The following is a 19600-nucleotide window of genomic DNA, read 5'->3' as shown; positions in this document are numbered from 1 at the left end:
ACGTTATAAAAACAGGATGGCACCTTTTGTATATCGGCCATGTGTCTATATTCATCACCCAGTAAAATGTCATCTCGCCTAAGCTCGTACTCCGTTTTTCTATTCTATCATTACGCTCAGTACTCCCTGACGGTACAACCATCATGAGTTTTTACTTTTTAACAGCCTATTTCAAATTGCAACATCCTGGTAACCCACTTCAGTTACTTTTTCATTTAATAGACGAAGCCCTAGTCCATTTTCTGTGTCCCATGTACAATCGAAGGTTATCCCAATATCTCGATCTTCATTAATATCTCCATACGGAACAACAATTCCAACTAAAGTTATCATCTCAAGTAATTGATTAGTCGTTTCGATTTGCGGATAATTTTCATTAACTTCAATGTCATACCCTAGTTCTTGGCGCTCTAGTTTGTAATAGTCTAATATTGCTTGTAAAAAACCTTGCTGTAATTGTTCCCAATTTTGCACTAATGAGTTATAAGCACTATATTGTTCTTCATCAAACTTACCGTCTTCTTCACCTTTAACCCTTAATGCTATTCCAGCTTCTTTTCCACAAAATTCAATGGTAGTGTACTTAACCCATCCATAATTATATTCAAGCTCACCAAAAACCGCATCATTTATTTTCATCTTATCTCTCCTACTCCACCACTAATTGTCATTTTCACAACGTACTTTAAACAAATAGCAAGTATTATAAAACTGTCTCTTGTAAAAATACAAAACGTCACCTCTCCTATTCTTGCTCTTATTACATTAGTATTAAAATAGCATCTCTTAATGGCTTTCCTTAATGAGCTATTAATTCAAATTCAAGGATATCTTTAACTGTAAACCAGTCACTCATACTTAGAAAAATAAGTATCTCCTAATGCTGTATAAATCCATGTACTTGTTTCCAAATTGTTCTTCGGTAACGAAACTAAATCTAGAGCAGCTATATAGCTCTCTATTGCTTTATTATCTTTTCCTTTTTCAACAAAAGCATTTCCTTCACTACATAACTTTACAATTTGGTCATACACTTGATCATTGAGTGCCAATACAAATCCCTCCCAATAATTATTTACCATCCACCTCAAATTGATATGGTAATACCACTGAACCATTAGTAGTACACTCTACATCTCCGATTAACGCTTAAAGGACAAAGTTTTTCAACCTTGTTCTTTAAATGACTAGCTTATTTTATTTAAACGCCAAACCCCATAAGGGTTATAAAAAGGGGCATCACTTTCAAACAGCACACACGATTCTTCCCTTAATTGAAAAACCGGAGCTTTAGGATCAACACTAAATGTTTCTCCACTATTAAATACAGGATTTTCGATCAACGTATATAGGCAAAAGGTTTGAAACAACTCTACTGTTTCAGCTGGATTGGTATTAGATGTAGATGTTAGTAAATCTTTATAGCCAAAAATTATGCATACCACAGGTGTAAAACACATCTTCTTCTCTAGACATTTGAACGAAAGCAGCAAATGCTCTGTTCTCTGTACCATTGTTAACGTATTCTAACCAATTATCTTTGGTAGTGGCCTTTCCAGATGACTCAACGTTCACTGCTAAACCGCCCGATTGAAGGACTGCCTTCCCGACACTTATAATTTCAAAAACTTGCTCAAGTGATCACCTTCTGCAATAATATATGCCATACTACGGTGATTTTGAAGGGTTTCAATATCATCTTTAGTAAATGTCCCATTTCCACAAAGCTCAAACGCTTCAGCTACATGAGGAATATGTTCATTAACAAATTCCACTTGATAAAAATATTCAGGCGTCTGTAATTTGCCTATATGTTCCCCTAGGTATACAAACTCTTGTTGACTTTCGTTAAATTTGTCTTTAAATGCTTGTCTATCTTTCCATGTGCCCGGTATTCCCAAAATAATTTTCGGATTATTTTCCACGCTCTCACCCACTTATAATAAATTAATTTATTGCTAGCTGTTCTTCAAAAATAGCTCAATTCGCTTAATTTGAATAGCATGCATAGATTCTTCTTTGAGTTTTTCAAAATTTTTTTGTAATTTGTCTAATGGTTTTTATAGTTTTCAAGAAAAAAGCACTTCTGGATTTATTCAGAAGTGCTTTTACTATCCCTTATTTAATAAGCATATTTGCCTTTAGTTTTCATCAACAACTCTTCAATAATCTCTTTTTTAAAGAGAGGAATCAATTAACCTTTTATATTATATTTATCTTTTATCTTAAAAAGAAGTTCTTTCACGTTTTCAGTACGCTCAGGATGTTTTTTAATGTAAAATTGGCATGCAGTTTGAAGATATTTACATAACTCTTCATAATCTACAATATTTTCTATTTCTTCATCTACACCATAGTAGAATAGAACTCTATTTTCTCCAAAAAATTCTTCATCATCTCTATCAAATTCATCTGAATATACTACACCCATATAATCCCGTCTTTCGACATATTCCTCCAAAAAGCCTTCTAGTATCCTAACAAAGTCATACTCCATTACAAAATCACCAAGCACATCAATAACTGAACCTTTATGGAGCCCTTGCTCCTCATACATTCGAATCAACTTATTTTTATCATCAAAAACAGTACTCATTGTATTATCTCCTTAGTTCTGTCCAAATTTCAATACTGGATAAAAATTTTCTATTTCCCCGGTATCAGTATTTTTAAATCCTTCAAACTTCAATCCATTACTTGAAACTCCCCGAATCATTTGTTTATTTGTCTGGCCTTTTAATTGTTTAACTCTTGACGATTCAATACCTTCCTCCATTGCTTCATTCCCCAATCGAACAATTTCGTCACTGGATATTAAAGCAGGGTCATAAACCGTTTTCTTATGAGGAGGTTTATCTTCCTTTGGTACAAATTTAAATTCTCCGGTTCCTTGTCCTCTATAATCTTTTATCTCAACTTTTAATCTATACTCTATATCGTATACCCCTTTAACATCTGGATGCTCATCCTTCTTAACTTCATCTAATTTATATTGATCACTATTATCAAAGTATTTTTTAAATTCATCATAGTTATGTCCGCCACTTACACCGTGACGTTTTGTACACTTTTCTACTTTCCCAGTTAAATGCTCAATATAGTAGCCTTCTTTATATCTTATATTCCCCTTAACCACCGCATCCTGATCATAAACCCCTTCAACATCCGCTTTACCACCAGGTTTTTCCACTTTCTCCAACGCTTTGGACTGACCTTTCGAAACATTCCCCATCTTATACGTCGTTAATCCATTTAACGCTTCACCAACGGTCTTTCCAGGTAACGCCTCTCCTATTCCTACCAGTTGAGGTCGAGGACGTAAAGTAGGTATCTCAGCATCTAATAAAGGTTGAAGCTTCTTCTGAACAGGTTCATATACCTTCTTCGACCAATTGCTTGCTGCTTTTGGGCTGACGACATTTCGCATATTGCTTAATGTTTTGGTTGCTTTATGTGCAGGTACACGCGGAACGTTTGTTACTTTTGGAACGGATTTTACGGCTCCTGCGGGTTTCGCTCCTCCAATTACGCTCGCAAACAGAAACATGCTGTTTTCCCAGTGCTCTTTTGAAAGAGGTTTGTCCGGATTAAGTGCCTGCTGCCCTACATCTAAAAGTCCCATCGTTGCGTGATTGACGAAGTCATACGGTGAATCAAACGATTTTTCTCCTCGCTCAATTAAGCCTTCTTTGAAGGAAACAGCGCCATCAAATCCGCCCATCGTTATATAGTTTCCAAAGTCATACAAGGAGTTGTACCGTTTATCTGCTCTCTCTCCCATACCGGCCCAAACGTCTTGTACTACGCCTTTAGTACCCGTAACTGTACCTTTTGCTAAAGTTATAGCACCTTCTCCTACGTCCTTGACTACAGCTTTTATACCGGTTTCTTCTTTTTTAGCTTTAGGATTTTCACAGATTTCTGTAAAGTCAAAGGATTCAGCTGTTTTTTTAGTCCCGACACTCCTAATCTGCCCCTGACTCATCACCGACTGCATAAGCATTCCCTCAACGCCCGTAGCGTTTTGAAGAACCTGTTGAGACGCTAGCATGCCTACAGTTGAAGAATCGTTGAGTGCCTGCAGGTATGGGCTTTTTTCAAGTTCCACTGCTTGCTCTGCAGGTGACAGTTCCGCTAGTTTTTTCATGTTAGCAGGTGCTGTATCCTGCTGAATTTGTGTTAGCACTTCTCTTATGTAAGGCGAGGTTTTTTCAAGCCTATGAATTTCTTTTAACTGTTCAGCAGGCGTCATCGCCTGAAGTTGAATCAGTTTTTCAAGGCCTACTTCCTTTATCACTTTCTCTTGTTTTTCTTTTCTTGTCAAGGTTGTTGGAATGCCTTTTTCAAAAACCGAGACGCCTCCTGAATCGGTCATCGCTTTTTTCGCCAACGCGCTCAGCTCACTTACATTGCCCGGCTGAATGGAACCATTTTGAAACCCAGCTTTCACTTTAGAAAGCAGCGAATTTAAAGACGTCAGCTGATCTTGAATGGCTGAAAGGCTTTGCGTTTGCTGTTCGTCAAAACGGACTAAATCATTCATCGTTTTGTCCGCTTTGTTTTTTGCTTGTTCTACTTCTGTTAAAAAACCTTGATCGTTAAGCGCTGAAACAGAAGCAAGATGACTGACTTTTTGAATTGCTGCATTCGCTTGATCGACAAGCGAAACTGTTGTATTTCTTGTTTGATTTAAATGCGCGGGAATAGTGTCTTGCAGAAACGGCTGCGTGATGTAGCCGTCTTCGCTCGGTTCAAATGAGCGCAGCGCATGTGTGATTTGAGTTAGTCGAGCTTCATAGGAAGTGAGTAATGAATGATACAGCGTTAAAAAAGAAGCATGTCCCGTTTCGTAAAAAGACCGAATCGCTTCTCCTCCTTTTCCTTTAAACGCATCATCTAAGCTTGAAAATGCCTGAACCTGTGAAACCAGGCCCTGAATTTGTTCTTTTTGACTTTTAATAGAGTCTAAGATAGCTTGAATATTTTCGTGAAAAGCATCGACATCAAGTGTTTTCAATAATCTGTAACCTCCTAGCTGTATCGATGTAGAAAAACAACGAACGGTTAACGAACAACCGCCCGTCATTTTTCTAAACCTAAGCGGACGCTCCTCTTTACAAGGCTTGCACCATCCGCTAGATAAAACCTTTTTATTTGAATGCCAAATCTATGCTGGTTGAAAGGTTGTTTTTGATAGCTTTATATAAAATACGAACATTATTTAGCGGCATTTGCAGCTTTTTCATCTGCTTCTTTTATGGACTGCACGGATTTTTTGGTGGCGTTCAAATCATCGAGGAGCGTTTGCTTGTAGTCCACAATTAAGGTTTGCAGCTGCTGGTTCAGCTGGTTTAATTCATCGAGCACCGCTAGATCTTGTCCGCTTCCGACGTGAAACGGAAAAAGCGGCTGGAACTGCTGCGCAGCAGCGCTTAGGTCACTAAGCGTTCTATTAATTTCACCATCTATTACTTTAATTTCGTCTGCCATATTGCATCACACCTTATCTTTTGCTTCGTCTTCTTGCATTTTAATGGCGCGTTCCATCCCTTGTATATCCGATTGAAGCGCCGTAATTTTTGCATCAATTGTCGTAAGGGCATCCGTCAGCTGACGGGTCAGCAAATCATCGTATTCGTCTAACATAGCGGTGCGGATGTCTTCAAACCCAACAGCAAGGCTGCCTGACCAAGTGGCGGAAGTGAGCTCTGGTTCTTTTACCTTTTCCTTTGCACGTTCAAGCTCGCCTTTGACTTCCGTTAACGTGTTTTTACTAGCCGTAAGCTGCTGGATATCTTCATGTGCCTGCTTCACTTGGGTATACAGATGAGCAACAAACATCTCATTCATATGATGACACTTCCTTTATATCTATCTCTTGGTTTCTCTAACAGTAATTCCCTTTTATAGCTTATCAAATAAAGAAAGAGAGCACATCGGCACGTTTTCTTATATTTTTTGGGAATAATGTAGGTTTTTAGTTCAATACCCACTCTTCAGGATAAAATAACCAAAACTATCTTACCATTGACAATTTATTAAGATTTTAGGACTACTTTGCTTGTTATTTCCACGCCACTAAAAGGCCTTTTTACACAATTTTTTTGTTAAAACGCATTCATTCTTTCTATTTCCAAATATTTAAACATGCGCTAGTATATACATAATATAAAGAGGAGGTTGAGTATGAGAGAAAAGCTCGTAAGACTCGGTTATTTACTGGGGTTGGCTCTTGTTTTGTCCGGCATTTTATATTTCTTTGCATCGAACTGGCAAGGCTTTGACCGCTACATTAAAATTGCGCTGAGCGTGGGGCTGATGCTGCTGTTTTACGGAAGTGCGTTTGTAGTGCGAAAGCTGCTTCCTCAGCAGGCGTTTTTAAGTCACTGGACTCTTTTGGCCGGCGCTCTTTCATTTGGATTAAGCATCGCGCTTCTTTCTCAAATTTACAACACGCACGCTGAATCGTACTGGCTGTTTTTAATTTGGCTTGTGCCGGTTATTTTGTTGAGCTTTTTTACAAAGTATCAGCCGTTTTACGTGTTATCGTTTGTTTTATTTCAATTCACCATGGCTTTTTTCATTTCACCAACTGGCGCAGTTTCACAGCGAGGCGAACACGAGACGCTTTTACTTTACGCAGGAATGGCGTTTGTGAACTTGATTATTTTTTGGATCATAAAAAAGAAACGGCGCTCGTCTCCTGTGATCATGTATGCAGCGTTTTGTTTGTTTCACTACATTTTTTTAACTGTTTCCCTGCCGGATTTCACAGGGAGCTCTAGCTTACGGATTGGTCTTATTATTTTTTATTTGCTGTTTTTACTAAGCTCCTTTTTTTATTTTTCAAAAGTGAAGCCGCAAAGGTCGTTTTTAGGGATTTCCATCGTAGCATTTGCTTTATTTGTTATTGAACAGTTTTTCTCTTTTATTTTTAAACACTACGCTGAATGGTCACTGTTCTTAGCTTTAGGATTTGTGATTTTATTTATTGGTGCAAGCGTATGGTTTGTCAAATGGCTCACTGCCAACACGGCAGCACAAAAAACCTCGCTCCGCGTAATCAAACGAATAGCGGTGATTGGGATTACGGCCATTGCATCGGTCATCGGCAGCAGCTCTTTAGGAGGACTTGTCACACTTATTACAGGAACGTACCCAACAAACGGAATGCTTGTGATTGGAGTTTTGCTGATTGTGGCATGTTATTTGATTAAAGCAGATATTCCAACCGTGAAATATACGCTTTTAATGATGGGCGTATTAATTAGCGGCGGCGCTTCTTTTTTTGTGAACGACATTCTGTTTTTTATCTACGTCATCGCACTTGTAGCGCTTTTAGTATTCACAAAGCATACGCCCGTTCGCCTGCTGCTTTTTGTGCTAGTGCAAGGGCTTCTGTTAATAAAGGTTCCGACTGCTTACTATGACACTATCAAAATAGATTATGTGCTGCTCGCTTTGGTTCTGTTAAATGCCGCTGTGTACGCGATAAACGTACACCACGCGTTTAAAAAAGCAGCGCTGCTTCTTGCTTTTATCTTTTTACTGTCGCTGACTGAATTAAGCGAACCTTCTTTTTTAAATATTATTTACTGTACGATGTTTTTTGTAATTTCGACCGTCTTTTTATTTGTGACGGTACGAAAAGAGCCAAAGTATGATTTTATTGTTGGCATGATTTTCTGGTTTGTTTTTTTAGCGATGAAATATTACGACTTTGTGTGGGATTTATTTAATAAATCACTTGTGCTCGTTATTTTAGGTCTTATCTTTCTTTTCCTAAGCAGGAAATGGGACCTGTCAACGCCTGATCAGCCGCAGCCGTCGTTTCTTGACCGCAGCCGAACCGCTGTATGGATCATCATTCTTGTTCAGCTTATTATGCTGGGCGGCATTTTCACTAAAAACGAAGTGCTTCTTCAAAACGGAAAAGAAATTAAGCTCGCTTTACAGCCGATCGATCCGCGCTCGCTGCTGCAAGGCGATTACGTTGAGCTGAATTACGACATTGCGCACGTTACCTTACCTCATGTGAAAGACGGAGAAAAAGTGAAGCTCGTTCTTCGCCCTAACAAACAAGGCGTGTATGAATACGCAAAAATCTACCAAGCGGATGATGACTGGAATAAGCCGTATACTTCTAAAAAGAAAGACGTTGTCATTACGGGCAGCTATCACGACTGGGGAATTCAGTACGGAATTGAACATTATTTTATTCCAGAAGGAACCGGCAGCAAAGTGGAAAACGAAGCTCGTTTTGCTACTGTACGCGTTGGAAAAAATGGAGATGCGATCGTTACAAAAGTAGGCAAATAAAAAAGCAGCCGCTTCAAAATTGAAGCGGCTGCTTTTTGTTTTAATTGATAAATACGCCGATGGTTATCGTTAGAATAAGAATCACAAAGAAAATAATGATTCCATAGCCAATCCATTTTATTCTTTTGGGCGTTCCTTTTACATTTATATCCGTTAATTTTCCTTCAATACGCTTTTGATGTTCAGTAACATCATTGTATTCATTGTTAGGTGAAGTGATATTACCCTTCCTTTCTATTTAATCGTTTTCTTTCTTCTAACAGCTCTTCATATCTTTTTTCAAGCTGCTGCTTGTCTTTTCCTTCTGGCGTGATAGAAAGCTCGCTAATCACTTTTGTTAATTCTAGTTGAAGCGCAAGTTTCTCGGCTTCATTTTGCTGCTGTGACGCTTTTTTGCTTTTATCCGTGTCTTCAATCGCCGCAAGCCCCGCTTTGGACTGTTTTAACGTCAAAACATGCGTCGCAAGCTTTTTAACAAAATAGCGGTCGTGCGTCACAAATAAAATCGTCCCTGGATAAGCTTTTAACACTTCTTGAAGCGCTTCTTTTGTATGAAGATCAAGATAGTTGGTCGGTTCATCTAAAAGAAGAACGTTATAGTTTCCTAAAAAGACTTTTGCTAATGCCGTTTTGACTCGTTCTCCTCCGCTTAGCATCTCTACTTTTTTATACACGTCTTCACGTTTAAAAAGTAAGCGCGATAGCACCGTACGAATAAACTGCTCGGTGTACGGACTGTCTTCTTTAATGTTTTCTAAAATGCTTTTAGCGGGATCTAGATTTTCAAGGCGCTGATGGAAAAAGCCGAGTTTTACAGGCTTCGCAACCGTGATTCCTTCTGTTCGCTGCTCAATCATATTCAGCAGCGTAGATTTTCCGGCGCCGTTTTTGCCGACAATCGCTACTTTCGCTCCTGGCTTCACACCGCCTTTTAGGTTTTGAAACAAGATACGGCCACCAGCTGACGCTGAGATTTTGTCAAAGCTTAGTACCTGCTTGCTGTGCACTTGGTGAAACTGCGATAGGTCAAAATGAATTTCTTCCATTTCTTTTGGCTTTTCTTTTTTCTCCAGCTTTTCAATTCTTGTTTCAATCGCTTTTGCGCTTCTGTCTAGCTTCGCTTTTTGTTTTCCGACCGCTCGCTTATGAAGTCTCGCTTCAGAATTGCCCATGCGGCTCGGCGCTTTTTTTAGCGCCTTTGATTTTTGGCTTTTTTCTTCAGACGCCAGTTCGAGTCGCTGCTTTTCTTTTACATACTGTTCATATTCAAACTGCTGTCTTTCAACCGCGTATTTTTTTTGCGTCACATATTCTTGATAATTGCCTTCATAACAGTGAATTTTGCCGCCTTCTACTTCCCAAATAGACGTACAAAGGCGGTTCAATAATTCTCGGTCATGTGAAATCAGCAGCAGACTGCCTGTAAAAGACTTCATTTCTTCTTCAAATTTTTCTACGCCTTTTACATCTAAGTGGCTCGTTGGCTCATCGGCTGCAAGCAGTTCCGCGCCGGATGAAAGAGCAGCTGCAATTTTCTTTCTTGTTTCTTCTCCTCCGCTAAGAAAGTCCGCTTCAGTTGGCACACTCCACTGACTTTTCATCTCAGGAGAAACGTCTCCTGTAGGTTGAATATCAAGCTGTGGAATCAGTGAGGAACGGCAATATGTTTGCACAATTCCTTGATCTGGACTCATTTTTTTCATTAAAATATGAAGCAACGTCGATTTGCCTTCTCCGTTTTTCCCCACAATTCCAATTCGCTCTCCGCGATGTACTTGAAGCTTCTCTGCTTGAAACAGCAGGCGATCTCCATAGCTTTTTTCAATATTTATAGCTTCTAACAATAACATAAAAAAACCTCCCTAGGATTTCTAGAGAGGATTAGAGGTCATAATTAGGAATACGCAAATATGCACCCTTTTATAGAGTAAAAAAAGGGAGAAATCACTTCATATAAGACATATAGAAATGGCACCTAAAAATGTACAGACTAATCCTATCTAGACAAATGTTCATTTAAAATAAAGTTTTAAAAGAATGTCTAAAAAAATAGGATTACTTATCCATTGTCTACGGTACCTTTCCTTTCTTAGTATAAAATGACTTGCTTCTTACAGTGTATGATGAACATTTTTAAATGTCAATATCCATTTGGATGATATCCCCTTCTTTTCCTAAGTACAAAAGATCCTCAGCTGATCTCAGCCGAGGATTCTTTTCTTACACGTATTGGTTCACTTTCCCTGTAAAGTCAGGCAGCCACTCGCCGTGTGCTTCAATTAAATCATCGCACATACGAATGATGTCATCCATGGATAATTCCGCATTTGTATGAGGATCTAGCATCGCTGCTTGATAGATGTGCTCTCTTTTTCTAGTGACAGCTGCTTCAATAGTTAATAATTGCGTATTAATATTCGTGCGATTTAACGCCGCAAGCTGCTCTGGTAAATCTCCTACATAAGTCGGCATAATACCGCTTCGGTCTACAACACATGGAACTTCTACACACGCTTTTGTCGGCAGGTTACTAATTAAGCCTCCGGTATTTAATACGTTACCCGCAAATTTAAACGGCACGTTTGTCTCCATTGCTTCAATAATTCTAGAGCCGTACTCATGCGAACGTGTATGAGTTAACTGACTGTTGTTAACCATTTCTTCTCTCATGGATTCCCAATTGCTAATTTGCTCTTCGCATCGGCGCGGATATTCATCAAGAGGGATGTTAAACTGATCAACAAGATTTGGATATTTATGTTTAATAAAGTATGGATGATATTCTGCGTTATGCTCAGACGATTCGGTAATATAATAACCGAACTTATCCATTAGCTCAAAACGCACCATATCATGATGCTTTGTTCTTTGTTTTTCTTTTGCCAGACGCTTGATTTCTGGGTATAAGTCTTGTCCATCTCTTTTTACTTCTAGCAGCCATGCCATATGGTTAATGCCTGCGATTTTCTCTTGTATTCCTTCATGGTCCATTCCGAGAGAATCAAATAAATCTTTTGTACATACTTGAACACTGTGACAAAGGCCTACCGTCTTTACATTGGTATAGCGCAGCATTGCACCCGTTAGTGTTGCCATTGGATTGGTGTAATTTAAAAACAGCGCATCTGGACATACTTCTTCAATATCTTTTGCAAAATCAAACAGGACCGGAATCGTGCGCAGTGATCTGAAGATTCCTCCAATTCCTACTGTATCTCCAATTGTCTGACGCAAGCCGTATTTTTTAGGAATTTCAAAATCAATAACGGTGCTTGGTTTATAACCGCCTACTTGAATGGCGTTAATCACATACTTTGCTCCTGTTAAAGCTTCTCTGCGGTTCAAATAGGCTTTAACCGTAATATTCACTTTGTAGTTTTCTTTTAGATTGTTTAGCATATTTTCCGAATCTCTTAAACGCTCAGCATCTATATCGTAAAGTGCAAACTCAAAGCCAGCTAAAGCAGGCACAAACATGCAGTCTCCTAAAATATTTTTTGCAAAAACTGTACTTCCCGCTCCGATAAATGTGATTTTAGACATTGTCATCTTCCTTCCTCATATTGGTTTTATCCTTTTACAGATCCTGATGAAAGCCCTGCAATAAAGTATTTTTGTAGCACTAAAAATAAAATGGTCATTGGAAGCATCGCAATAATCGCAGCTGCTCCTACTAAGCTAAGATTATTTTGATTTTCGGCAAAAAAGCTTGCTAGCGTAACGGTTAATGTATGCATTTCCTTATCTTGAAGGAAGAAAATCGCAAACTGATAGTCGTTCCAAATATAGACGCTTGCAATAATTAAAATAGACGCAGTGACAGGCTTTAGCAGTGGAAATACGATTTTAAAGAAAATCGTTAACGTGCCGGCCCCGTCAATTCTTGCTGCTTCCTCGAGCTCTTTAGAAATAGTGGAGCGAATGAAGCTCGCATATAAAAAGATCGTTAGCGGCAAAAATGCTGCGACATTATTTAAAATAGCAATTTGATACGTGTTCATCATCCCCATATTCACAACCATTTTGTACAGCGGAACTAGCGCTGTTAAAGGCGGTATTACCATCACGGCGATAAAAATAAAATAGACGTACTTATTTAGTTTCGTTTGGCGGCGCGCTAAAGGATACGCAGCCATTGATCCTAAAAAAATAAGCAGAATCGCCGAAACGAACGTAATGATAAATGTATTAACAAAAGAATTTCCTAAGTTCGCTTGCTCCCAAGCCGCTGTGAAATTTTCAAGGTGTATGCTTTTTGGAAATACCCATTTTGAACTAAAATCCCCGGTTGCCTTTAAAGAAGTCGTAACTAGAATATAAAAAGGGACAATATGAACGAGCGTTATACAAAGCGCTAGAAAGGTAAAAAACCGTTTTTTCCGTTTATTTGTATAGTCCATCACGCTTCTGTCTCCTTTCGCTTAAAGTACACAAGTGCTGATAAGCTAATGACTAAGATAATGAGCGCCATGCACACACCTTGAGTTGCAGCATAGCCGGCGTCCTGTCTTCTAAAATATAAATCATACATAAAAGTAGACATTGACTGCGATGCATCTCCAGGCCCTCCTCCTGTCAGCGCAACAATGACGTCAAACAGTTTTAAACCTCCGATAATATTTAAAACGACGTTAATTGTAATCGAAGGCATGAGCAGTGGAAGCGTGATGTTTTTAAACTGCTGAAGAGCCGATGCTCCGTCAAGCTGCGCCGCTTCGTAATAATCTTTTGAAATACTTTGCAGCCCCGCTAAATAAATAATCATCGCAATTCCAACGAATTGATACGTATTGACGAACACAATAATCCAAGAGTTAAGCTCCGGAGTTCCCAAAGCATTAATCTTCTCAAAGCCTAAAAATACAAGAAGGTCATTTAAAGCGCCTCCTTGGTAGGCAAAAAAGAAGTACCAGATATACCCCATAATAATTGGGCTGATAATAACTGGAAGGTAGACAATTGTTCTTGTTACAGCTTTCATTTTAATGCTTTGATTGAGAAGCAAAGCATACAACAAGCCAATAATGTTTTGGAAAATTGTACTGCCTATTCCGTAGAGCAGCGTATTTTTTATCACAAGCCAAGTCGTTGGGTCTGCAAGCAAACGTTTATACTGCTGGAGCCCAATCCAATCGTATGTTTGTGAAAATCCATTCCAATTAGTAAAGGAAAGTCTAATTCCGTTAATAAAAGGATAGATAATAAAAACGGTGATAATTACTAAGCCGGGAAGGTACATCCACCATAAAGAAGACTCTGTTTTTAATTTTTTCTTTCGTTTTTCCGTATCTCTTACTACGGAAACCGACTCTTTCCTGACTATTTCATTCATCGTGTTCACTCCTATTTCAGCTTGTGTTGAAAAGAAGCAGAAGCCTATCTCCCTGCTTCTTAGCGAACAAGGAACTTTTGCACACTATTTTATTGTTTACTCAGACGCTTGTACTCTTTTTCCATCTCTTTTGATAATTGCTTTGGCGTTAAACTTCCCGCTAGCAATTCTTGACCTGTAGAAGACATCACTGCCCACATACCGCTCGGTAAATACTTTCGGTCGAAGTACGGCTCAACTTTAATATCGCTATACTTATCGTAGTATTCAGAGTAGTAGTTTTGTGTTTTATTGTTTGTCAGAGCCGATGCTGAAGACGTTCCTTCGGCAATCTTTTTGGCAACTTCCGGCTGTGACACAAATTCAATAAATTTCTTAGCTTCTTTAAGGTGCTTAGAATCCTTCCACGCAGCAAGGGTAAAGCGCTCTCCACCAATCCAGCTTTGCGTACCGCCTTTATGAATAGCAGGCACCGGTACAGTTCCTACTTTTACTTCAGGATTTAATTCTGTTGCATCCGGTCCAAGAGATCCGCCCACAAATGTGAAAGCAATTTTATTTTGAGCCATTAATTCCGTTGCTTGAGATACTTTTGCGGTTAATACATCTTCATTCAGCAGCCCTTTTTTCTTCATTTCTGCCATTGTTTCCGCTAGAGGCGTATAGTTTGACCAATTGAATGTCCCTTTTTCCAACTGCTTAGCATAGTTCTTATTTTTTGCTGTAATAAGCTGAGGTGTAGCAAGCTGATCAAACACTTGAGCAATATTTCCATTTTCCCCTCCTGGAATCCATAGAGGCGCTACTTCTCCTTTGCTTTTCTTTTTTACTGTTTCTAACGCTGTTATAAATTCATCCATTGTGTTAGGAGGCTTTATTCCGTATTTTTCTAACAGCGTCGCATTATAGCTAATTCCGTCTTTTGCTTGATTTAAAGGATACGCATACACTTTGCCGCTTTTATCTTTTAAAATTTGATTTAGCGCCGGATCCAAATGCTGAACCCAATCCATATCTTTTAAATCTGCTACATACTCCCCGTAGCGAAGCTGAGACCAGCCGTGCGTATCAAATAAATCGGGCATATCATTTGCACCCATTTTCACACGAAGCATATCTTCATAGCCGTTACCCGGAAAATTTGCATCAATCTTAATATCTGGATTTTGTTTTTCAAATTCTGCAATTGCGTTTTGAAGCGCTTTTCTCTCGCCTTTATTACTCATCGTAGAAAAAAGCGTTAACGTTGTTTTCCCATTTCCGCCTGTTGATGCTTCTTTATTTCCGCAGCCCGCTGCCACAACAGAAAAGACTAGTAATAGAACGAAAAGATACGTAAGCTTTTTCATTTATCTTCTTTCCTCCTTATACTCTATTAAGTTATAAATAACTGAATATTCAGTATTTTAACCATAGACAAATTCATTGCACAACGAAATAAAGTCACTTATAATTTAGTCCTATACTTTTACAAAGGTTCAAAGAGTCCTAGAGATGAAAAAGCTTTTTCATTTACATACTTATCTGCCAATAAGTATGTAGTTTCTAGGGCTTTTTAACCTGCCTTTTTTATGATTTTTTCTATTTTTCTTCCCCCTTATCACTCTTTATGTATGAATTCTGCTTTTTTATCACCCCCTTTCGATTTATAGCTTTTAGGTTACTGCTTCTTGAGTAAAGCTCCGCAGCTTTCACGATAAATTAATTTAGTCGGCACCATGACTTTTAAAGGAATAGACCTGCCGCTTAGCCGATCCACTAGCATTTTAACAGCTTGCCTTCCCATTTCTTCGGTATATACTTTAACCGTGGTGAGCGGCGTGCTCGCAAATGCTGCGACATCCACATCATCAAAGCTTACAATCGCTACGTCTTCAGGAACCTTTATATTTGATTGCTGCAGGGCACGCATCGCCCCTATCGCCATTGCATCACTTGCGATAAAAAATGCCTGAGGAAGATTTCCTTGCTTAATCGCTTGTCCCATCAGCTCATATCCTTCATTCATTGAGTACTCTCCTATATAAACTTTCTCAGAATCGAACAGGCCTTTTTCATGCATAACGCGTTCAAAAACCGTTTGACGCTGATCTTCAATAATAGAACTTCCATTGATATAATGTTCTCTTTCTGTCCCTCCGATATAGCCAATTCTTTTATAACCGAGGTCAAATAAATGATTTAATGCATGTTTAGTAGCTTTCTCAAAATCAATCATGACCGAATCGTACAAATCCTCATCCGCTTTGTGATTGATAAAAACAATAGTATCTAAATGATTGCTCACTTCTTGAACCGTTTCTGGACTAACTCTTCCCACTACAATTACTCCATCAAGATCCTGCAGCAGCTCTTCTTGCTTCATGCCTTTTAGTCTAAATGACTTTACTGTAAAAATTTCTTTTTCTGCGCATTCACTCTCTATTCCATGGCGAATAGAAGAGAAAAAAGGGTCTACTAACTCTTCTTCAAGGGATTGAGCAAAAATGATACCTATCCTTGGAGCTTCTATGTCTTTTCCGTTTGCCGTTCCTTTTCGTATCTTCACGGGCGTATATTGCAGCTCCTTGGCTGCATGAAGAATGCGCTCACGAGTAACCTCAGATACAGAAAGCGTATGATCATTATTTAGTACTCTGGATACGGTTGAACTGGAAACATTAGCGTACGCCGCTATATCTTTTAAAGTTGCCATCTTTTTACCTCTCTATTATAATCTTCTATTTTTACTAAATATTTATCTCTTATATTGGAAGAATAGCACATTAATAAAACGCTTTCAATAAATAATTTTAAAATTTCAGTAAATTTATTAAAATATCCTCCAAAATTCTTCATTTCTTTTGTTAGTTTCGCCTTTAAAATGACAAAATTACTGCTATTACTACTTTGTTTTTATCACCCCTCACTAAAACTTAAGTAAACTTTTAGTAAATATTAATTTTTATAAGAATTTGTTCATATTTGATATAAAACGGTTTGTTGGGGAAAATAAAAGGAGAAATACTGATAAGGAAAGAGAGAGCCTATGATTAGCAAACATTCTTATTTTCAACAATGTCTGCCTGCCCTTCAACAATTACATAACATGAATTTCACGAAAGAACAGCTGTTGCAAAAAGACTTTTTAATCGGTCAAGAAAAGGAACTAAGCATGTACTACTCACCCCATAACGATTACATAAATCCAGACGCTCATATTATTATTGCCGGCATCACACCAGGCTGGTTTCAAATGAAAACCGCTTTTAAACAATGCCTTTCCAGCCTGTCCCATCATCATCCGCTTGAACAAGTACTGCACGAAACAAAAAAATCCGCTAGCTTTAGCGGAACGATGAGAGTAAATTTAATAGACATGTTAGATCGATGCGGCGTTCAAAAAGCGATCGATATAGACAGTGCCGCTGAGTTATTTGCTTCACAGCGAGATATGCTGCATACCACGTCCATATTAAAGTATCCTGTGTTTTACAAAGGAAAAAACTATACGGGTCATCAGCCGCCAATTGAACGATCAGCGCTTCTTTCACACTATGCTTTTGAAGTGTTCACGCATGAATTGAGCGAAATAAAGAATCCATGTTTAATCATTCCGCTAGGAAAAGCAGTTGAAAATGTTTTAAGAAAACTTTCGCGTGAACCTTCGTTTTCTCGGCATACGTATTTATTTGGCTTTCCTCATCCATCCGGAGCAAACGGACATCGAAAACGGATATTTGAAGAACACCTAGGTGGATTTACAGAAATTGTGGAGGGGTGGGCTGCCAAAAGAAAGAGCTAAAAACTAGTTTTGCCTCTTTCTTTTTGTAATTTAAGCCTCTTTATTTCGGGCGATATTTGATGCTTTATTACGCAGCCCTGCCCGCATAAAGATTCGTTCTGAAATAAAAGCAGCGATAAAAAATAAAGCGACTAGTCTTCCTAACATGAACACCAATGAGCATACAGCAATTAAATGGTAGAGCACTGAAAACATAGGTTCACGTTTTTTACTTGTTTTTTTAATTGAAACGTTCACGGCTAATTCAATTACAGTGGAAAGCAAAATGAGCAGTGCTATTACTTTACCCATCCAACTAAAATCACCAAATCGAGTAGGAATATCAAATACTGGCAGGTTAAGATCCAAATGCAGCCACCGATCTATATAGCTGAAAATAATAGATACAGCAGCTAAGAATACGCATAAAGTCCAAACCTTCACGACGACAAATCCCAGCGCTATTTTTCTAATCATAAAAGAATATAGATACTCCAAATTATTTACCACTCCATTTCTCTATGTTTTTAAGAACATTAGGAACCTTATTTGCTATAATTATGTAAAAATACACCTACACGGAGGTCCGCTTTTATGTTAACAAATTTAGACGAATATAATAACCCTCTTTTATACGATGATGAAAATGAGCAGTATACAGAAGACATTGCTTTTTTACTAACAGAAGCAGCTAACAAACGCGGAATGATCCTTGACTTAGCCTGTGGTACAGGGCGCGCAACTATTCCATTAGCACAAGCGGGACATTCACTGATTGGAGTAGATATTCATCCACCTATGCTGCAAGAAGCGCAGAAGAAAGCCGAGGCTTTGAAGCTATCTGTTAAATGGGTGGAACAAGACTGTACTAAACTCGACTTAAAAGTAAAAAGCGACTTTATTTATATCGTAGGAAATTCATTTCAGCATTTTCTAACAAATGAAGAGCAGCACGCCTTTTTAAGAAGCGTTCATACGCATTTGAACGAAGGTGGAACCTTTATTGTTGGAATACGTTTTCCTTCTATAGAAGAGCTAACGTCAACAGACGCCGAAGAGTATTGGAAAAGCTATCAAGATTCCGACACCGGATATACAACAGACGTCTACATAAACAGCCACTATGACGCCATCAAGCAAATTCAGCATAACCTCACCACTAGAAAGATAAGAGATTACGATAAAACAATCATAAAAGAAATAACAACGAAAATAGATTTACGCTACACGTTCCCGCAAGAAATGGCGCATCTTTTAACACGTAGCGGATTTATGATTACGAGCGTCTACGGAGATTGGAAAAAGAGCGCTTTGACCAACCAAAGCACCCAAATGATTTACGTTTGTAAAAAACAAAGAGTCAATTCCACTCCTTAACACGGTTTATAGCCTGTTTATTTCTAGTATTACAAAGAAGGATACACATATCACCTTAGCTTTTTCTTCTTTTGGCATCTCCTTCTTTTTCTTCTATTTCTCGTTCATTTTGCGCTTCGTGAAACTCTTCTTCTGTTTGTGCAGCAAGATAATCAAACGGCGTATAGTAATTACGGGGAAGCTTTCGATGCCACACCGTTTTAATCATAATAATCATCAACGGAATACTCACCATTAAAATAGCGGCTAAAACTAGTAGCGAAAAAATCATAAATTATTTCCTCCTGCTTTATGAAGCCTGCCTCTTAAAATAACAAAGCGGATATCCTACACCCATTCACTTATATTCAATCTACATTTACCGCCATCAGTATACGAGATTCATCAGTTGCAAAACCATTTTTTTCAAAGAAACGTTCTGGTTTGCCTTGGCCTCTTTCAGTAGACACATAGACTTCTTTCACTTCTTTTTGTATAAGTAGCTCTTTAAGGAAAGATAAAAGACTCGTTCCTATGCCAGTTTGCTGAGTGCTGCTTAACACACAAATTTCATTTACATAAAACGCCTTATAGTTCGCCCACTGTTCTTCATTTCCTAATATAAATCCTGTGAGTTTATTGTTTTCACTATGAAAGTAACCTATCCCTATGTAACCTGGAGTTTTACTGATATCGTATAAACGGGCATAAGCAGTGTTTATACTCCAAGGTTCATTCCAAGGCCGGGCGCTAAAAACGTTTGTATAGATGATTGCTGCTTCTTTAAGATCTTCATCAGTCAATAGACGAACTTCGGTTTTCATCGTGTT

Annotated in this window: 18 protein-coding genes and 1 pseudogene; 3 read left to right on the top strand and 16 right to left on the bottom strand. The window is 38.4% G+C overall.

Annotated features, from left to right (window positions below; genetic code table 11):
- Positions 1-171 precede the first annotated feature (171 nt).
- The 7 genes and pseudogenes from ACWATA_RS10545 to ACWATA_RS10515 all read right to left on the bottom strand — a co-directional run bounded on the left by ACWATA_RS10545 (position 172) and on the right by ACWATA_RS10515 (position 5850).
- Complete coding sequence (locus tag ACWATA_RS10545; RefSeq protein WP_098999518.1) at positions 172-639, bottom strand: DUF2004 domain-containing protein; 468 nt, start codon at positions 637-639, stop codon at positions 172-174.
- Between the two features lie 212 nt (positions 640-851).
- A pseudogene (locus ACWATA_RS10540) lies at positions 852-1052 on the bottom strand (tetratricopeptide repeat protein); the annotation flags it as partial.
- A 561-nt stretch (positions 1053-1613) separates the two neighbouring features.
- Positions 1614-1925, bottom strand: a complete 312-nt coding sequence (locus ACWATA_RS10535; protein ID WP_098999516.1) for a hypothetical protein — start codon at positions 1923-1925, stop codon at positions 1614-1616.
- A 269-nt stretch (positions 1926-2194) separates the two neighbouring features.
- A complete protein-coding gene (gene cdiI / locus ACWATA_RS10530; RefSeq protein WP_098999515.1) occupies positions 2195-2596 on the bottom strand; it encodes a ribonuclease toxin immunity protein CdiI in 402 nt (133 codons plus the stop codon).
- 12 nt (positions 2597-2608) lie between these two features.
- On the bottom strand, positions 2609-5017 hold the full coding sequence (locus ACWATA_RS10525) for a T7SS effector LXG polymorphic toxin (protein ID WP_323873714.1): 2409 nt from the start codon (positions 5015-5017) through the stop codon (positions 2609-2611).
- 200 nt (positions 5018-5217) lie between these two features.
- Positions 5218-5490: a DUF5344 family protein gene (locus ACWATA_RS10520; RefSeq protein WP_045292218.1), complete on the bottom strand. Its 273-nt coding sequence runs from the start codon at positions 5488-5490 to the stop codon at positions 5218-5220.
- A 6-nt stretch (positions 5491-5496) separates the two neighbouring features.
- Positions 5497-5850, bottom strand: coding sequence for a YwqH-like family protein (locus ACWATA_RS10515; protein ID WP_043983084.1), 354 nt, complete (start codon positions 5848-5850; stop codon positions 5497-5499).
- 336 nt (positions 5851-6186) lie between these two features.
- Here ACWATA_RS10515 and ACWATA_RS10510 point away from each other — a divergent pair, with 336 nt between their 5' ends.
- Positions 6187-8319 (top strand): GDYXXLXY domain-containing protein, encoded by a 2133-nt coding sequence (locus ACWATA_RS10510; protein ID WP_473049818.1) that lies wholly within the window; start codon positions 6187-6189, stop codon positions 8317-8319.
- 221 nt (positions 8320-8540) lie between these two features.
- Here ACWATA_RS10510 and abc-f read toward each other — a convergent pair whose 3' ends face one another.
- The 6 genes from abc-f to ACWATA_RS10480 all read right to left on the bottom strand — a co-directional run bounded on the left by abc-f (position 8541) and on the right by ACWATA_RS10480 (position 16346).
- On the bottom strand, positions 8541-10169 hold the full coding sequence (abc-f, locus tag ACWATA_RS10505) for a ribosomal protection-like ABC-F family protein (RefSeq protein WP_473049817.1): 1629 nt from the start codon (positions 10167-10169) through the stop codon (positions 8541-8543).
- Between the two features lie 370 nt (positions 10170-10539).
- Positions 10540-11862 (bottom strand): alpha-glucosidase/alpha-galactosidase, encoded by a 1323-nt coding sequence (locus ACWATA_RS10500; RefSeq protein WP_014459694.1) that lies wholly within the window; start codon positions 11860-11862, stop codon positions 10540-10542.
- 26 nt (positions 11863-11888) lie between these two features.
- Complete coding sequence (locus tag ACWATA_RS10495; protein WP_028412981.1) at positions 11889-12719, bottom strand: carbohydrate ABC transporter permease; 831 nt, start codon at positions 12717-12719, stop codon at positions 11889-11891.
- A complete protein-coding gene (locus tag ACWATA_RS10490; RefSeq protein WP_033579310.1) occupies positions 12719-13651 on the bottom strand; it encodes a carbohydrate ABC transporter permease in 933 nt (310 codons plus the stop codon). Before ACWATA_RS10490 ends, ACWATA_RS10495 begins: the two co-directional genes overlap by 1 nt.
- An 89-nt stretch (positions 13652-13740) precedes the next feature.
- On the bottom strand, positions 13741-15000 hold the full coding sequence (locus tag ACWATA_RS10485; protein WP_063247804.1) for an ABC transporter substrate-binding protein: 1260 nt from the start codon (positions 14998-15000) through the stop codon (positions 13741-13743).
- Between the two features lie 311 nt (positions 15001-15311).
- Complete coding sequence (locus ACWATA_RS10480) at positions 15312-16346, bottom strand: LacI family DNA-binding transcriptional regulator (RefSeq protein WP_310876480.1); 1035 nt, start codon at positions 16344-16346, stop codon at positions 15312-15314.
- A gap of 333 nt (positions 16347-16679) precedes the next feature.
- On the opposite strand from ACWATA_RS10480, the gene ACWATA_RS10475 reads away from it, so the two are divergent.
- Positions 16680-17435 (top strand): hypothetical protein, encoded by a 756-nt coding sequence (locus ACWATA_RS10475; protein WP_310876481.1) that lies wholly within the window; start codon positions 16680-16682, stop codon positions 17433-17435.
- A gap of 30 nt (positions 17436-17465) precedes the next feature.
- Here the strand turns inward: ACWATA_RS10475 and ACWATA_RS10470 are convergent, their stop codons facing one another.
- Positions 17466-17891 (bottom strand): hypothetical protein, encoded by a 426-nt coding sequence (locus tag ACWATA_RS10470; protein ID WP_310876482.1) that lies wholly within the window; start codon positions 17889-17891, stop codon positions 17466-17468.
- Between the two features lie 117 nt (positions 17892-18008).
- Here ACWATA_RS10470 and ACWATA_RS10465 point away from each other — a divergent pair, with 117 nt between their 5' ends.
- On the top strand, positions 18009-18791 hold the full coding sequence (locus ACWATA_RS10465) for a class I SAM-dependent methyltransferase (RefSeq protein ID WP_098999509.1): 783 nt from the start codon (positions 18009-18011) through the stop codon (positions 18789-18791).
- A gap of 55 nt (positions 18792-18846) precedes the next feature.
- Here the strand turns inward: ACWATA_RS10465 and ACWATA_RS10460 are convergent, their stop codons facing one another.
- Positions 18847-19062: a DUF3951 domain-containing protein gene (locus tag ACWATA_RS10460; protein WP_014459685.1), complete on the bottom strand. Its 216-nt coding sequence runs from the start codon at positions 19060-19062 to the stop codon at positions 18847-18849.
- 76 nt (positions 19063-19138) lie between these two features.
- On the bottom strand, positions 19139-19594 hold the full coding sequence (locus ACWATA_RS10455; protein WP_473049816.1) for a GNAT family N-acetyltransferase: 456 nt from the start codon (positions 19592-19594) through the stop codon (positions 19139-19141).
- Positions 19595-19600 lie beyond the last annotated feature (6 nt).

The sequence above is a fragment of the Priestia sp. USM5 genome (assembly GCF_058323215.1).
Note: the sequence above shows the minus strand (reverse complement) of the source record. Positions and strands in the feature narration are given on the sequence as shown.

What these genes read in the sequence shown, in the direction of transcription:
- ACWATA_RS10495 (WP_028412981.1), bottom strand. Translation starts at nt 12,719, where the DNA reads ATGGACTATACAAATAAACGGAAAAAACGGTTTTTTACCTTTCTAGCG.
- ACWATA_RS10510 (WP_473049818.1), top strand. Translation starts at nt 6,187, where the DNA reads ATGAGAGAAAAGCTCGTAAGACTCGGTTATTTACTGGGGTTGGCTCTT.
- ACWATA_RS10500 (WP_014459694.1), bottom strand. Translation starts at nt 11,862, where the DNA reads ATGTCTAAAATCACATTTATCGGAGCGGGAAGTACAGTTTTTGCAAAA.
- ACWATA_RS10520 (WP_045292218.1), bottom strand. Translation starts at nt 5,490, where the DNA reads ATGGCAGACGAAATTAAAGTAATAGATGGTGAAATTAATAGAACGCTT.
- ACWATA_RS10485 (WP_063247804.1), bottom strand. Translation starts at nt 15,000, where the DNA reads ATGAAAAAGCTTACGTATCTTTTCGTTCTATTACTAGTCTTTTCTGTT.
- ACWATA_RS10475 (WP_310876481.1), top strand. Translation starts at nt 16,680, where the DNA reads ATGATTAGCAAACATTCTTATTTTCAACAATGTCTGCCTGCCCTTCAA.
- ACWATA_RS10460 (WP_014459685.1), bottom strand. Translation starts at nt 19,062, where the DNA reads ATGATTTTTTCGCTACTAGTTTTAGCCGCTATTTTAATGGTGAGTATT.
- ACWATA_RS10490 (WP_033579310.1), bottom strand. Translation starts at nt 13,651, where the DNA reads ATGAATGAAATAGTCAGGAAAGAGTCGGTTTCCGTAGTAAGAGATACG.
- ACWATA_RS10465 (WP_098999509.1), top strand. Translation starts at nt 18,009, where the DNA reads ATGTTAACAAATTTAGACGAATATAATAACCCTCTTTTATACGATGAT.
- ACWATA_RS10470 (WP_310876482.1), bottom strand. Translation starts at nt 17,891, where the DNA reads ATGATTAGAAAAATAGCGCTGGGATTTGTCGTCGTGAAGGTTTGGACT.
- ACWATA_RS10515 (WP_043983084.1), bottom strand. Translation starts at nt 5,850, where the DNA reads ATGAATGAGATGTTTGTTGCTCATCTGTATACCCAAGTGAAGCAGGCA.
- ACWATA_RS10545 (WP_098999518.1), bottom strand. Translation starts at nt 639, where the DNA reads ATGAAAATAAATGATGCGGTTTTTGGTGAGCTTGAATATAATTATGGA.
- abc-f (WP_473049817.1), bottom strand. Translation starts at nt 10,169, where the DNA reads ATGTTATTGTTAGAAGCTATAAATATTGAAAAAAGCTATGGAGATCGC.
- cdiI (WP_098999515.1), bottom strand. Translation starts at nt 2,596, where the DNA reads ATGAGTACTGTTTTTGATGATAAAAATAAGTTGATTCGAATGTATGAG.
- ACWATA_RS10480 (WP_310876480.1), bottom strand. Translation starts at nt 16,346, where the DNA reads ATGGCAACTTTAAAAGATATAGCGGCGTACGCTAATGTTTCCAGTTCA.
- ACWATA_RS10455 (WP_473049816.1), bottom strand. Translation starts at nt 19,594, where the DNA reads ATGAAAACCGAAGTTCGTCTATTGACTGATGAAGATCTTAAAGAAGCA.